At 63.2% G+C, this 13,296-nt stretch carries 11 protein-coding genes; 7 read left to right on the top strand and 4 right to left on the bottom strand.

Annotated features, from left to right (window positions below):
- Nucleotides 1-75 precede the first annotated feature (75 nt).
- The 3 genes from dapE to AC07T0_RS00650 all read left to right on the top strand — a co-directional run bounded on the left by dapE (nucleotide 76) and on the right by AC07T0_RS00650 (nucleotide 2,499).
- Nucleotides 76-1,227 (top strand): succinyl-diaminopimelate desuccinylase, encoded by a 1,152-nt coding sequence (gene dapE / locus AC07T0_RS00660; RefSeq protein WP_494999388.1) that lies wholly within the window; start codon nucleotides 76-78, stop codon nucleotides 1,225-1,227.
- Nucleotides 1,227-2,036: a putative RNA methyltransferase gene (locus AC07T0_RS00655; RefSeq protein ID WP_494999387.1), complete on the top strand. Its 810-nt coding sequence runs from the start codon at nucleotides 1,227-1,229 to the stop codon at nucleotides 2,034-2,036. Before dapE ends, AC07T0_RS00655 begins: the two co-directional genes overlap by 1 nt.
- An 85-nt stretch (nucleotides 2,037-2,121) precedes the next feature.
- Nucleotides 2,122-2,499, top strand: a complete 378-nt coding sequence (locus AC07T0_RS00650) for a hypothetical protein (RefSeq protein WP_494999386.1) — start codon at nucleotides 2,122-2,124, stop codon at nucleotides 2,497-2,499.
- A gap of 193 nt (nucleotides 2,500-2,692) precedes the next feature.
- On the opposite strand, the gene AC07T0_RS00645 is transcribed toward AC07T0_RS00650, so the two are convergent.
- Nucleotides 2,693-2,902 (bottom strand): cold shock domain-containing protein, encoded by a 210-nt coding sequence (locus tag AC07T0_RS00645; protein WP_017127105.1) that lies wholly within the window; start codon nucleotides 2,900-2,902, stop codon nucleotides 2,693-2,695.
- A 246-nt stretch (nucleotides 2,903-3,148) separates the two neighbouring features.
- Between AC07T0_RS00645 and plsB the strand changes: the two genes are divergently transcribed.
- The 3 genes from plsB to AC07T0_RS00630 all read left to right on the top strand — a co-directional run bounded on the left by plsB (nucleotide 3,149) and on the right by AC07T0_RS00630 (nucleotide 7,215).
- Nucleotides 3,149-5,656 carry a glycerol-3-phosphate 1-O-acyltransferase PlsB gene (gene plsB / locus AC07T0_RS00640; RefSeq protein ID WP_494999385.1) on the top strand — a complete coding sequence of 836 codons (2,508 nt, stop codon included), beginning with the start codon at nucleotides 3,149-3,151 and terminating at the stop codon, nucleotides 5,654-5,656.
- Nucleotides 5,657-5,782: 126 nt separating this feature from the next.
- Nucleotides 5,783-6,403 (top strand): hypothetical protein, encoded by a 621-nt coding sequence (locus AC07T0_RS00635; RefSeq protein WP_121137127.1) that lies wholly within the window; start codon nucleotides 5,783-5,785, stop codon nucleotides 6,401-6,403.
- A gap of 122 nt (nucleotides 6,404-6,525) precedes the next feature.
- Nucleotides 6,526-7,215: a DUF4197 domain-containing protein gene (locus AC07T0_RS00630; protein ID WP_494999384.1), complete on the top strand. Its 690-nt coding sequence runs from the start codon at nucleotides 6,526-6,528 to the stop codon at nucleotides 7,213-7,215.
- A 123-nt stretch (nucleotides 7,216-7,338) separates the two neighbouring features.
- Here AC07T0_RS00630 and AC07T0_RS00625 read toward each other — a convergent pair whose 3' ends face one another.
- Together AC07T0_RS00625 and AC07T0_RS00620 are read right to left on the bottom strand one after the other, a co-directional pair.
- Nucleotides 7,339-10,449, bottom strand: a complete 3,111-nt coding sequence (locus AC07T0_RS00625; protein WP_494999383.1) for an efflux RND transporter permease subunit — start codon at nucleotides 10,447-10,449, stop codon at nucleotides 7,339-7,341.
- Nucleotides 10,450-10,455: 6 nt separating this feature from the next.
- Nucleotides 10,456-11,556 carry an efflux RND transporter periplasmic adaptor subunit gene (locus AC07T0_RS00620; protein WP_494999382.1) on the bottom strand — a complete coding sequence of 367 codons (1,101 nt, stop codon included), beginning with the start codon at nucleotides 11,554-11,556 and terminating at the stop codon, nucleotides 10,456-10,458.
- Nucleotides 11,557-11,649: 93 nt separating this feature from the next.
- Between AC07T0_RS00620 and AC07T0_RS00615 the strand changes: the two genes are divergently transcribed.
- Nucleotides 11,650-12,285 (top strand): TetR/AcrR family transcriptional regulator, encoded by a 636-nt coding sequence (locus AC07T0_RS00615; protein ID WP_494999381.1) that lies wholly within the window; start codon nucleotides 11,650-11,652, stop codon nucleotides 12,283-12,285.
- A gap of 156 nt (nucleotides 12,286-12,441) precedes the next feature.
- On the opposite strand, the gene AC07T0_RS00610 is transcribed toward AC07T0_RS00615, so the two are convergent.
- Nucleotides 12,442-13,224, bottom strand: coding sequence for a class I SAM-dependent methyltransferase (locus tag AC07T0_RS00610; protein WP_494999380.1), 783 nt, complete (start codon nucleotides 13,222-13,224; stop codon nucleotides 12,442-12,444).
- Nucleotides 13,225-13,296 lie beyond the last annotated feature (72 nt).

The raw sequence follows: 13,296 nt of genomic DNA, 5'->3' as shown, positions 1-13,296 counted from the left end.
CGGTGATCCTGGTTAACCGCGTCGCTCAAATCGCCAGCAAGCTGGCTCCTACAAAAAAAGCACCGGAGCTTTCCCATGACGGCCCACGCCGACCTTTCGCCGACCTTGCAACTCGCTTGCGAGCTGATCCGCCGCCCTTCCGTGACCCCGGTCGATGCCGACTGCCAGAAACTGATGATGCAGCGCCTGGGCGACGCCGGTTTCAAGCTCGAGCCGATGCGTATCGAAGACGTCGATAACTTCTGGGCCAGCCATGGCCGGCATGAAGGCCCGGTGCTGTGTTTCGCCGGTCACACCGACGTGGTCCCCACCGGTCCCGTGCAGGCCTGGCAGAACGATCCGTTCGATGCCTTGATCGACGGGCACGGCATGCTCTGTGGGCGCGGCGCGGCCGACATGAAAGGCAGCCTGGCAGCGATGCTGGTGGCCGCCGAGCGTTTTGTCGCCGACTACCCGGATCATCGCGGTTCGGTCGCCTTCCTGATCACCAGCGACGAAGAAGGCCCGGCCCACCACGGCACCAAGGCCGTGGTCGAGCGCCTGGCCGCGCGTAAAGAGCGCCTGGACTGGTGCATCGTCGGCGAACCGTCGAGCACCACCCTGGTCGGTGACGTGGTGAAAAACGGCCGTCGCGGTTCCCTCGGCGCCCGGCTCACCGTGCGTGGCGTACAAGGCCATGTGGCCTACCCACACCTGGCGAAGAACCCGATCCACCTGGCCGCCCCGGCCCTGGCCGAACTGGCCGCCGAGCACTGGGACGACGGCAACGCCTTCTTCCCGCCCACCAGCTTCCAGATTTCCAACCTCAACTCGGGGACCGGCGCGACCAACGTGATCGCTGGCGAACTGGTGGCGCTGTTCAACTTCCGTTTCTCCACCGAGTCCACGGTCGAAGGCCTGCAACAGCGGGTCGCGGCGATCCTCGACAAGCACGGCCTGGACTGGCATGTGGAATGGGCGCTGTCCGGCCTGCCGTTCCTGACCGAGCCGGGCGCGCTGCTCGATGCGGTGTCGGCGAGCATCAAGAGCATCACCGGACGCGAGACCCAGGCCTCCACCAGTGGCGGCACCTCCGACGGGCGCTTTATCGCCACCCTCGGCACCCAGGTGGTCGAGCTGGGCCCGGTCAACGCGACCATCCACCAGGTCAACGAGCGGGTCCTGGCCAGCGACCTCGACGTGCTGACCGAAATCTACTACCAGACCCTGATCAAGTTGCTTGCCTGATGCTCACCTGCCCTCTCTGCAGCGCGCCCCTGGGCGCGGTCGACAACGGCGTGGCGTGCCCGCTCGGACATCGTTTCGACCGGGCACGCCAGGGTTACCTGAACCTGTTGCCAGTGCAGCACAAGAACAGCCGCGACCCGGGCGACAACCTGGCCATGGTCGAAGCCCGACGGGATTTCCTCAACGCCGGCCACTACGCGCCGGTGGCCCGCCGCCTGGCGGAGCTGGCCGCCGAACGCGCGCCGGGACGCTGGGTCGATATCGGCTGCGGCGAGGGCTACTACACGGCGCAGTTGGCCGAGGCCATGCCCACGGCTGACGGCTATGCGCTGGATATCTCCCGCGAGGCGGTCAAGCGCGCCTGTCGGCGCAACCCGCAACTGACCTGGTTGATCGCCAGCATGGCGCGGGTGCCATTGGCCGACGCCAGCTGCCAGTTCATCGCCAGCGTGTTCAGCCCGCTGGACTGGCAGGAAGCCAAACGCCTGCTGAGCCCCGGTGGCGGCCTGATGAAAGTCGGACCGACCAGCGGCCATCTGATGGAACTGCGCGAGCGTCTGTACGATGAAGTGCGCGAGTACACCGACGACAAGCACCTGGCCCTGGTGCCGGCGGGCATGGCGCTGCAACACAGCGAAGTGCTGGAGTTCAAGCTGAGCCTGGCCAGCGCCCAGGACCGCGCGAACCTGCTGGCCATGACCCCTCACGGCTGGCGGGCCAGCGCCGAGCGCCGGGCACAGGTCATCGAACAGCCGGAGCCGTTCGAGGTCAGCGTGTCGATGCGCTACGATTACTTCGTTTTGCAATAACCCCACTCTTCATGGCCTTGGACACCGGTTCAAGGCCGACAAAATCCGCGAATGGATTTTTCGAACAACCGCAGCGAGGATTTCCATGCGCCAGCCCGATATCGAGATTTACCTCAAGGACGACGACGTCGATCACAAGGCCGTTGCCGCCTGGCTCGGCGCCGCGCTGGGCCCTTGCAGCGACTGGGTCCAGAAAGGCCAGACCTGGAAGTGCCAGGCCGGCAATGTGCCGGTGACCTGGCTGCCCAAGGCCGTGGGCAAATGGAACAGCCTGTACCTGGAAAGCGACCAGACGCCGTGGGACGACGACATCGCCTGCGCCCGCGCCGCCTTTGCCGCGCTGAACGTGGAAGTGCGTTGCGCCCCGGGCAGTTGGGTCGAGGAAGAAGGCGAGGAGACGGCCGATCGCTGGATCCGCATCAGCGCCGATGGCGAAGAAGAAATCACCTGGCGTACGGCATAGCACTGGCAGGCAAACCCGGGGCTTGGCGGTATTCTGCGGTGAAACACCGAACCTGTAGGAGCTGGCTTGCCAGCGATGGCGTCCGCAAGATCAATGCAAGACTCACTGGCCTCATCGCCGGCAAGCCGGCTCCCACAATGACCGCGTTGACCGTAACGGCCAATCCACGGTCGGCGTCGATTGAAGACTGGTCTTACAGCCCCACCACATCCTCGGCCTGCAGGCCTTTCTGGCCTTCCACCACCGCGTATTCCACCTGCTGCCCTTCCGCCAGGGAGCGGTGACCTTCGCCACGAATCGCGCGGTAGTGCACAAACACATCCGCCCCGTCTTCGCGCTGAATAAAGCCGTAGCCCTTGGCATCGTTGAACCACTTCACATTGCCTGTCTCGCGAGTTGCCATGAATCCGTACTCCGTCTTGTTATTGTGGGGAGAGGCCCGGCTCGACGGGCCCTGCCTGCTGCGTCGCCAGAACATCATGCTGCGCGGATAAATCCTACCGTCCACGGCGAACGACCGAGTATAAGACAGGTCAAAAAACTCTCAATCAATATTAGTTCGCCGCGTTTTTGCCGATCTTTGACGAATACGGCACACTAGCCATACCGAGCAAACGCTCGGTTCAATCCACTAGCCTGCAGAAGCCGTATGACCCGTTCCCCGTTCCGCCGCCTCGTGTTTGGTACCTTGCGCCGCCTCTTGTACCTGTGGGTGCGCTCGGAGACGATCAACCAGTCGTCGCTGACCCTCGACCTCGACCGCAGCCGGCCGGTGTTCTACGTCCTGCAATCGCCGTCGCTGACCGACCTCGCCGTGGTCGACCGCGAATGCACCAAGGCCGGCCTGCCGCGTCCGGTACTGCCGGTGTCCGTCGGCTCGCTGCTGGAACCGGCGGCGTTCTTCTACCTGACCCCCGAGCCTGACTGGCTCGGCCGCCAGGACAAGCGCGGCGCGCCACCGACCCTGACCCGTCTGGTCAGCGCCTTGAGCGAGAACCCCGCCGAAGATGCGCTGATCATCCCGGTCAGCGTGTTCTGGGGGCAGTCGCCGGACAGTGAGTCGAGCCCCTGGAAACTGCTGTTCGCCGACAGCTGGGCGGTCACCGGGCGCCTGCGCCGCCTGCTGAGCATCCTGATTCTCGGGCGCAAGACCCGCGTGCAGTTCTCCGCGCCGATCCACCTGCGCGGCCTGATCGAACACAACAAGGGCCATGAACGCACCGTGCGCATGGCCCAGCGGATCCTGCGGGTGCACCTGCGCAACCTCAAGGCCGCGGTGATCGGCCCGGACATCTCGCACCGGCGCAACCTGGTCAAGGGCCTGGTCAACGAACCGATGGTGCGCCAGGCCATCCTCGAAGAAGCCCAGCGCGAGAACATCTCCGTGGACAAAGCCCAGGCCCAGGCCCTGCGCTACGGCAACGAGATCGCCTCGGACTACACCTATACCGCGATCCGCTTCCTCGAAGTGGTGCTGAGCTGGTTCTGGAACAAGATCTACGACGGCATCAAGGTCAACCATATCGAGGGCGTGCAGGCCGTGGCCCAGGGCCATGAAGTCATCTACGTGCCCTGCCACCGCAGCCATATCGATTACCTGCTGCTGTCCTACCTGCTGTTTCGCAACGGCCTGACCCCACCGCACATCGCCGCCGGGATCAACCTCAACATGCCGGTGATCGGCAGCCTGCTACGGCGCGGCGGGGCGTTCTTCATGCGCCGCACCTTCAAGGGCAACCCGCTCTACACCGCGGTGTTCAACGAATACCTGCACACCCTGTTCACCAAGGGCTTCCCGGTGGAGTACTTCGTTGAGGGCGGCCGCTCGCGCACCGGGCGCATGCTGCGGCCGAAGACCGGCATGCTGGCCATCACCCTGCGCAGCTTCCTGCGTTCCTCGCGCATGCCGATCGTCTTCATCCCGGTGTATATCGGCTACGAGCGCGTGCTGGAGGGTCGCACCTACCTGGGCGAACTGCGCGGCGCGAGCAAGAAGAAAGAATCGATCTTCGACATTTTCAAGGTCATCGGCGCACTCAAGCAGCGCTTCGGCCAGGTCGCGGTCAACTTCGGCGAGCCGATCAAGCTGGCCGAGTTCCTCGACCAGGAACAACCGGACTGGCGTGCCCAGGAACTGGGCCCGCAATTCCGCCCGGCCTGGCTCAACGAAACCACCAACCGTCTCGGCGAGCGTGTGGCCCGGCACCTGAACGAAGCGGCGGCGATCAACCCGGTGAACCTGGTGGCCCTGGCGTTGCTCTCGACCACGCGCCTGGCCCTCGACGACCGCGCCATGGCCCGGGTGCTCGACCTTTACCTGGCGCTGTTGCGCCGCGTGCCTTACTCGCCGCACACCACCCTGCCGGAAGGCGATGGTCGCGCGCTGATCCAGCACGTCAAGGACATGGACCTGCTGGCCGAGCAAAGCGACGCCCTGGGCAAGATCCTCTACCTGGACGAGCAGAACGCCGTCCTGATGACCTATTACCGCAACAACGTGCTGCATATCTTCGCCCTGCCTTCATTGCTGGCGAGCTTCTTCCAGAGCGCCACGCGCATGAGCCGCGAGCAGATCCTGCGCTACAGCCGCGCGCTCTATCCCTACCTGCAGGCGGAACTGTTTATCCGCTGGTCATTGGAGGAACTCGACGCGGTGATCGACCAATGGCTGCAAGCCTTTGTCGAACAGGGCCTGTTGCGCCTGGAGAACGACGTCTACCTGCGCCCGGCGCCGAGCTCGCGGCACTTCGTACTCTTGACCCTGCTGTCGCGGAGCATCGCCCAGACCCTGCAACGTTTCTACATGGCCATCTCGCTACTGCTCAACAGCGGCCAGCACAGCATCAGCGCCGAGGAGCTGGAAGACCTGTGCACGGTCATGGCCCAGCGCCTGTCGATTCTGCATGGCCTGAACGCCCCGGAGTTTTTCGACAAGAGCCTGTTCCGCCACTTTATCCAGACCCTGCTCGACCTCGATGTGCTGCGCCGCGACGCCGCCGGCAAACTGGGTTATCACGAACTGCTCGGCGAGTTGGCCGAGGGCGCCGCCAAACGGGTACTGCCGGCGGAAATTCGCCTGTCGATCCGTCAAGTGGCCGTGCATCGCAGCGAAGATGCCGCCGAACAAAGCCCCAATTCGGCTCCAGAGGTGGGATAAGGCGAACCACCCTTGTCAGGCTATTCGGTAAAGCAGCAAGGATGCTTCTCGGCCGGTTTTCAAGCGCAAAGGCCCGTGTAGACTCAATCTTGCGTTGCCTTTGACGCGTTCGATAAGGACATCGAGATGACCGCAAAAAACGTCGTGACCGCTGTGTTCCACTTCCCACCGGACTACAGGATCCCGGCCAAGGCCGAAACCCGTATCACCTTGCGCAACCGCTGCAGCGACACCCTGCTGGGGACCTGGACCAGCGCGCAACTTCCCGACCAGTCGCCCTGGCGCTTCACCTTCGAACTGCCGGCGGATCTCAAGCGTAACTGCAAGGTCGAGATCGACATCGACCTGAGTGTCGCCGGCACCTCCCTGCTGCCGGACATCAAGTACAGCTTCCGCTGGCGTCGGGACAACCAGGAAGAAACCTTTCACCTGAGCCCACCGGGGTACCTGTACCTCAGCGCGGCGCTGGTGCCGATGATCGGCACGCAGGACAATACCCTGGCCACCCTGAGGCTGGTCGCCCAGACCGAACCGGGTATTCCAGTGCATGTGCTCAGCGAGGAAATCACCTTCTTCAAGGGCTCCATCCCACGCTACCTGCGCTACGACGTGAACAAGGTCAAGCCGGGCCAGACCTACGAGACCCAGGGCACCTTCGGCAGTCGGCGCAAGTTCACCATGAAGCCCATTCCGCGCACCGTCGTGCTACTGAAAGAGAAACCGCAAAGCCTGATCCTCAGTGCCTGAGTCGCATGCGGCGCCTTTCAAAAACTGACGTTTGTCGATAAATTCGTTAGATTCTTACTGGCTGGCGCCAGGTTTCTTCTGGCGCCACGGATTTCCCCACTGACCCCAACAAGGAAGCTTCCATGCTCCGTCCCTCCCTTCGTCTGGCCGGCTTCTGCGCGGGCCTGCTGATTTCCGTCAACGCCCTGGCCTTGTCCCTCGGCAGTCTTACCCAGGGCGAAGCGTCCGGCGGCCTCAAGGATGCCCTGGCCCAGGGCGCCGTCGCCGCCGTGACCAACCTCGGCAAACCGGGTGGTTTCAGCAACAACCCGGCCGTGAAGATCGAACTGCCGGGCAACCTCGGCAAGGTCGCCAGCAAGATGAAGCAGTTCGGCATGGGCGCCCAGGTTGACCAGTTGGAAGCCAGCATGAACAAGGCCGCGGAAGCCGCCATGCCACAGGCCCAGGCGCTGCTGGTGGATGCGGTGAAGAAGATGACCGTGACCGATGCCAAGGGCATCCTCACCGGTGGCAAGGATTCGGCGACCCAGTACCTGGACAAGACCAGCCGCGAACAGATCCGCGCCAAGTTCCTGCCGATCGTCAAGCAGGCCACCGACCAGGTGGGCCTGGCCAAGCAGTACAACTCGTTCGCCGGGCAGGCGGCGACCCTCGGCGTACTCGACGCCAAGAGTGCCAACGTTGAAAGCTACGTAACGGAAAAGGCCCTGGACGGCCTGTTCAAGATGATCGCCCAGAAGGAAGAAGACATCCGCGCCAACCCGGCGGCGGCGGCTACCAGCCTGGCGAAGAAGGTGTTTGGCGCGCTGTGATGTCACCTGTGGCGCGCCGGCTTGCTGGCGCCCTACAATTCCCCTGTAGGAGCCAGCTTGCTGGCGATAACGGCCGATCAGGCGATGCAAGGCTTACTGGCCTCATCGCCAGCAAGCTGGCTCCTACAGGTCCGGGGCGCTTACTAGGCCGGCTCCGAGCGGCTGCTCTTGATGGACCGTCTTCTTCACCCTGAACCACCCCGCATACAACGCCGGCAGGAACAGCAGGGTCAAGGCCGTCGCCACGATCAGGCCCCCCATGATCGCCACCGCCATCGGCCCGTAGAATACGCTGCGTGACAACGGAATCATCGCCAGCACCGCCGCCAGGGCGGTCAGCACGATGGGTCGGAAACGCCGCACGGTCGCCTCGATGATCGCCTGCCATTGCGACATGCCCGCCCGGATATCCTGCTCGATCTGGTCGACCAGGATCACCGAGTTGCGCATGATCATCCCCGACAAGGCGATAGTCCCGAGCATCGCGACAAACCCGAACGGCTGGTGGAACACCAGCAGGAACAAGGTCACCCCGATCAGGCCCAACGGCGCGGTGAGGAACACCAGCGCCACCCGCGAGAAGCTGCGCAGTTGCAGCATCAACAAGGTCAGCACCACCACGATAAACAGCGGCACGCCGGCATTCACCGAAGCCTGGCCGCGCTCCGAATCCTCCACGGTGCCGCCGACGTCCAGCAGGTAGCCATCCGGCAACTCGGCGCGAATCGGGTCCAGGGTCGGCATGATCTGCTTGACCAGGCTCAGCGGCTGCTCCTGGCCGTAGATATCGGCGCGGATCGTCACGTTCGGCAAGCGGTTGCGGTGCCAGATAATGCCTTCCTCGAAACCGTACTCCAAGGTCGCGATCTGCGACAGCGCCACACTGGTGCCGTTGTCCGTCGGTATCGCCAGGCTCGGCAGTGCCGACAACTGGTTGCGTTCCTGGACAGTGCCGCGCATCAGGATTTCGATCAACTCGTTGTCCTCGCGGTACTGGCTGACGGTCGAACCGGTCAGCGACAACTGCAGGAAGCGCGACAAGTTCGCGGTGCTGACCCCCAACGCCCGGGCACGGTCCTGATCGACGTTCAGGTAGACCACCTTGCTCGGCTCTTCCCAGTCCAGATGCACGTTGGTCACATGCGGGTTCTCACTGACCTTGGCCGCGACCTTGCGCGCCAGGGCACGGACCACCTCGATATGCTCGCCGGTCACCCGGAACTGTACCGGATAGCCCACCGGCGGCCCGTTCTCCAGACGTGTCACCCGGGCCCGTATATCGGCGAACTGCTCATCGAGCACCTTGATCAGCCAGGTACGCAGTGCTTCCCGCTCCTCGATGCTCTTGGCCAGCACGACGAACTGGGCAAAGCTGGTGGCCGGCAATTGCTGGTCCAGCGGCAGGTAGAAACGCGGCGAACCAGTGCCGACATAGGCCACATAGTTATCAATACCGGGGTGATCCTTGAGCAGGGCCTCCAGCCGCGAAACCTGTTCGGTGGTGTTGTTCAGGGACGCACCTTCGGCCAGCTTCAGATCGACCATCAGCTCCAGTCGCCCGGAGGCCGGGAAGAATTGTTGCGGCACAAAGCGGAACAGCAACACCGAGCCGATAAACAGCGCGATAGTCAGCACAATCACGGTTTTACGCCGACGCACGCACCACTCCACCGTGCGTCTGACCCGCTGGTAAAACGGCGTGCCATAAGGGTCCGGTTGCTCGCCGCCGTGTTTGGCGGCATGGATCCTGGCCAAATCCGGCAGCAGTTTTTCCCCCAGATAAGGTACGAACACCACCGCCGCGATCCATGACGCCAGCAGCGCCAGGGTCACCACCTGGAAAATCGAACGGGTGTACTCGCCCGTGCCCGACTGCGCGGTAGCAATCGGCAAGAAGCCGGCGGCGGTGATCAGGGTACCGGTGAGCATCGGGAATGCGGTGCTGGTCCAGGCAAAGCTCGCCGCCTTGAGGCGGTCGAAGCCCTGCTCCATCTTGATCGCCATCATCTCCACGGCGATGATCGCATCGTCCACCAGCAAGCCGAGGGCCAGTACCAGTGCACCGAGGGAAATCTTGTGCAGGCCGATGCCCAGGTAATACATGGCGGCAAAGGTCATCGCCAGCACCAGCGGAATCGCCAGGGCCACCACCATCCCGGTGCGCACGCCGAGGGAGAAGAAACTCACCAGCAGCACGATGACCAGGGCCTCCACCAGCACCTGGACGAACTCGCCGACGCCGCTCTTCACCGCGGCGGGCTGGTCGGAGACCTTGCTCAGTTTCATCCCCGCCGGCAGGCTTTTCTGGATACGCGCGAACTCGGTCTCCAGGGCCTTGCCCAGCACCAGGATATCGCCGCCGTCATTCATCGCCACCGCCAGGCCGATCGCGTCTTCCCCCATGAAACGCATGCGCGGTGCCGGGGGATCGTTGAAGCCGCGATGGACATCGGCGACATCGCTGATCCGGAAGGTGCGATCGCCCACGCGAATCGGGAAGCTCCTGATCTCGTCGACCGTTTTGAAGTTACCGCTGACCCGCAATTGCACGCGCTCGGTCGGGGTCTCGAAGAAGCCGGCGGTGGACACCGCATTCTGCTCTTGCAGGGCTTGTTGCACGGCGGTCAGCGGCAGGCCGAGGGTGGCCAGCTTGACGTTGGACAGCTCGATCCAGACCTTTTCGTCCTGCAAACCGAGCAGGTCGACCTTGCCCACGTCCTTGACCCGCTGCAACTGGATCTGGACACGGTCGGCGTAGTCCTTGAGCACCGCATAATCGAAACCTTCGCCGGTCAGGGCGTAGATATTGCCGAAGGTGGTGCCGAACTCATCGTTGAAGAATGGCCCCTGGATGTCCGGCGGCAAGGTCTGGCGGATATCGCCGATTTTCTTCCGGACCTGGTACCAGAGGTCGGGAATCTGTGAAGAGTGCATCGAATCCCTGGCCATGAACGTCACCTGGGATTCGCCCGGCCGGGAAAAGGACACAATCCGCTCGTACTCGCCGGTCTCCATCAGCTTCTTTTCGATGCGTTCAGTGACCTGCCGCGAAACTTCCTGGGCCGTGGCCCCCGGCCAGTTGGTCTTGATGACCATGGCCTTGAAGGTGAACGGCGGGTCTTCGCTCTGCCCCAGCTTGGTGTAGGACAACGCGCCGACTACCGCCAGCAGGATCATCAGGAACAGCACGATCTGGCGATTACGCAACGCCCATTCGGAAAGATTGAAACCCATCGAGGACTACTCCTTGGCCGCCAGATTGACCACGCGGTTGGAGCGATCCACCGGGCGAACCAGCTCGCCGTCATGGAGCACATGCACGCCGGCCGCCACCACCCAGTCGCTGGCCGTCAGGCCTTCGAACACCGGCACGGTCTTTTCGCCAAAGGCGCCGACCCGCACCGGGGTCAGCTTGAGGGTATTGTCGGCCTGAACTCGCCAGACATAGGTCGCACCGTTTTCCGCGGTCAGCGCCGACAGCGGCACCGACAACGGCACCACGCCGGCGGCCTGGATAAACACCCGGGCGCTCTGGCCCAGCTCGGCCGGAACCTTGCCGGCACTGAAGGCAATCCGCGCGGCGAAGGTCCGCGACTTGGGATCGGCGGCCGGTGACAACTCGCGGATCCGCCCGTTGAAGCGTTGATCCGGCTGCGACCAAAGCTCCACCGAGACATCCTGGCCGATCTTGAATCGTCCAAAGGCCTGCTCCGGGAAACTGATCAGCACTTCACGTTCGCCATCGGCGGCCAGGGTGAAGACCGTCTGGCCGGCGGCAACCACCTGGCCGACTTCCACCAGGCGCTTGGCAACCACACCGTCCTGGGGCGCGCGCAACACAGCATACCCAGCCTGGTTGCTGGACACGTCGAACTCGGCCTTGATCTGCTTGAGGCGCGCCTCACCGGAACGGTAGAGGTTCTCCGCATTGTCGTACTGTGAGCGGCTGACCATCTGCCGGTCGAGCAAGGTCTTGTAGCGATCACGCTCGGAGCGCACCAGGTTGAGGTTGGCCTCGGCGGCCGCGACCTGGGCGCGGGTCGCTTCCAGTTGCAGGCGCACGTCCTGTGGGTCGAGCTCCGCCAGGGGCTGGTTGGCCTTGACCCGCTCGCCCTCCTCCACCAATCGCTTGCTCACCTTGCCACCGATGCGGAAGGCCAGATCAGGCTCGAAACGCGCGCGCACTTCGCCGGGATAACTGTCCATGGCCTGGGCCGAAGGCTGTGGCTGCACCACCATCGCGGGACGCACGCTGACCTGGGCCGGCTCTTCATGACCACAACCGACTAGGAAAAGGGCTAGACTGACGGGCAACGCAAGGGGCATGACATAGCGGAACATGGTGTAGGACCTTTCGCTAGTGGTGCTCAGAATATTTATACTGATCAGTATGGTATTAATACCAAACCGACCAGTCCAGTATTAAGTAAAAAAATGTCCGACAATCTTTCAGTGCCCAGCGGTCCCGGCCGCCCCAAGGACCTGGCAAAACGCCAGGCCATTCTGAACGCGGCGAAAGATCTGTTCCTGAGTCATGGATACGCCAGCACCAGCATGGACGCAGTCGCTGCAGCAGCAGGTGTTTCAAAGCTGACGGTGTATAGCCATTTCAACGACAAGGAGACGCTGTTCTCCGCTGCCGTGGTGGCCAAATGCACAGAACAGCTGCCCGAGTTGTTCTTCGTGCTGCCCCAAGGCGTACCGGTGGAAAGCGTATTGCTGAACATCGCCCGGGGCTTTCATCACCTGATCAACAGTGACGAGTCGGTGAACCTGCATCGGCTGATCATGGCCCTGGGTAGCCAGGACCCGAAGCTCTCGCAGATCTTCTTCGAGGCCGGGCCCCAACGCATGCTCACGGAGATGGAGCAACTGCTCAGCCAGATTCACCAGAGCGGCGCCCTGGTGATCGACAAGCCGCATAACGCCGCCGAGCATTTTTTCTGCCTGCTCAAGGGTGCGGGGAACTTCCGCCTGCTCTACGGCTGCGGCGAGCCGTTGAGCGAAATCGAGGGCGAGGCGCATGTGCGCGAAGTGGTGGGGTTGTTCATGCGCGCCTACCGGCCTTGAGCACTCGGGTGCCTGTCAAACCGCTATCGCGAGCAAGCTTGCTCCTACAAGATTTGTGTCGTAAGCAAAGTCTATGCACGACGCAAAACTTGTAGGAGCAAGCTTGCTCGCGATGAGGCCCTCAAGACCGCCCAAGCCGTCACGCCAAGCAGGCTTTCACGGTTTCAGGGCTTTCTTCGGATAGATATCGTAGCGACTCGACTTGCCGTCCAGGCCATGGCTCGGTTTCGGCCCGTCGATGCACGGTGCCTTGCGTGGGCGCTTGACCACCACCCGATGGGTCGCCAGAGCCAGTGCCGCCTCGAGCAAGGCCGGCGCGTCCGGGTCATCGCCCACCAACGGCCGGAACAGGCGCATTTCCTTCTTCACCAGGGCGGTTTTCTCGCGGTGGGGAAACATCGGATCCAGATAGATCACCTGCGGCGCCTCACCCTCCCAATTGCGCATCACCTCGATCGAGTTGCCCTTGAGCAGGCGCATGCGCGAGACAATCGGCGCCACCTCGAAATCCTCCAGCCCGCGGGACAGACCGTCTTCGAGCAAGGCGCCAATCAACGGCTGGCGCTCGATCAGGCTCATCTCGCAGCCCAGGCTGGCCAGCACGAACGCATCCTTGCCCAGGCCCGCCGTGGCATCCAGCACCCGCGGACGCACGCCTGGCTGAATCCCGACCGCCTTGGCGATCATCTGCCCGCTGCCGCCGCCGTACAGACGTCGATGTGCCGCGCCGCCTTCGACAAAGTCCACGCGGACCGGCCCGGGCGCCTCGGGGCCCAGTTGTTGCAATTGCAAGCCCTGCTCGGACAGCTGCAGAGCGAACTCCGCTTCGGGCTCCTGCAACGGCAAACCGAGGCGCTCGGCCCACTCTTCGGCCCGGGATTGCAACCCTTCGGCCAGGGCCTCGACTCTGATACGCACCGGCGCTTGCTGCTCACTCATGAAAAACACGCTCAAAAATTTAATGATCGGCAAAAGCTGCCGATAAAAACATTATCCAGCATTTTGCCAGAC

It is taken from the genome of Pseudomonas sp. GW821-FHT04D07 (genome assembly GCF_059420225.1).
This window is presented reverse-complemented; position numbering and strand designations above follow the sequence as displayed.

Coding starts and splice junctions, on each gene's coding strand:
- AC07T0_RS00620 (WP_494999382.1), bottom strand. CDS start 11,556: ATGTTCCGCTATGTCATGCCCCTTGCGTTGCCCGTCAGTCTAGCCCTT.
- AC07T0_RS00625 (WP_494999383.1), bottom strand. CDS start 10,449: ATGGGTTTCAATCTTTCCGAATGGGCGTTGCGTAATCGCCAGATCGTG.
- AC07T0_RS00630 (WP_494999384.1), top strand. CDS start 6,526: ATGCTCCGTCCCTCCCTTCGTCTGGCCGGCTTCTGCGCGGGCCTGCTG.
- AC07T0_RS00615 (WP_494999381.1), top strand. CDS start 11,650: ATGTCCGACAATCTTTCAGTGCCCAGCGGTCCCGGCCGCCCCAAGGAC.
- AC07T0_RS00650 (WP_494999386.1), top strand. CDS start 2,122: ATGCGCCAGCCCGATATCGAGATTTACCTCAAGGACGACGACGTCGAT.
- AC07T0_RS00655 (WP_494999387.1), top strand. CDS start 1,227: ATGCTCACCTGCCCTCTCTGCAGCGCGCCCCTGGGCGCGGTCGACAAC.
- AC07T0_RS00645 (WP_017127105.1), bottom strand. CDS start 2,902: ATGGCAACTCGCGAGACAGGCAATGTGAAGTGGTTCAACGATGCCAAG.
- plsB (WP_494999385.1), top strand. CDS start 3,149: ATGACCCGTTCCCCGTTCCGCCGCCTCGTGTTTGGTACCTTGCGCCGC.
- dapE (WP_494999388.1), top strand. CDS start 76: ATGACGGCCCACGCCGACCTTTCGCCGACCTTGCAACTCGCTTGCGAG.
- AC07T0_RS00635 (WP_121137127.1), top strand. CDS start 5,783: ATGACCGCAAAAAACGTCGTGACCGCTGTGTTCCACTTCCCACCGGAC.
- AC07T0_RS00610 (WP_494999380.1), bottom strand. CDS start 13,224: ATGAGTGAGCAGCAAGCGCCGGTGCGTATCAGAGTCGAGGCCCTGGCC.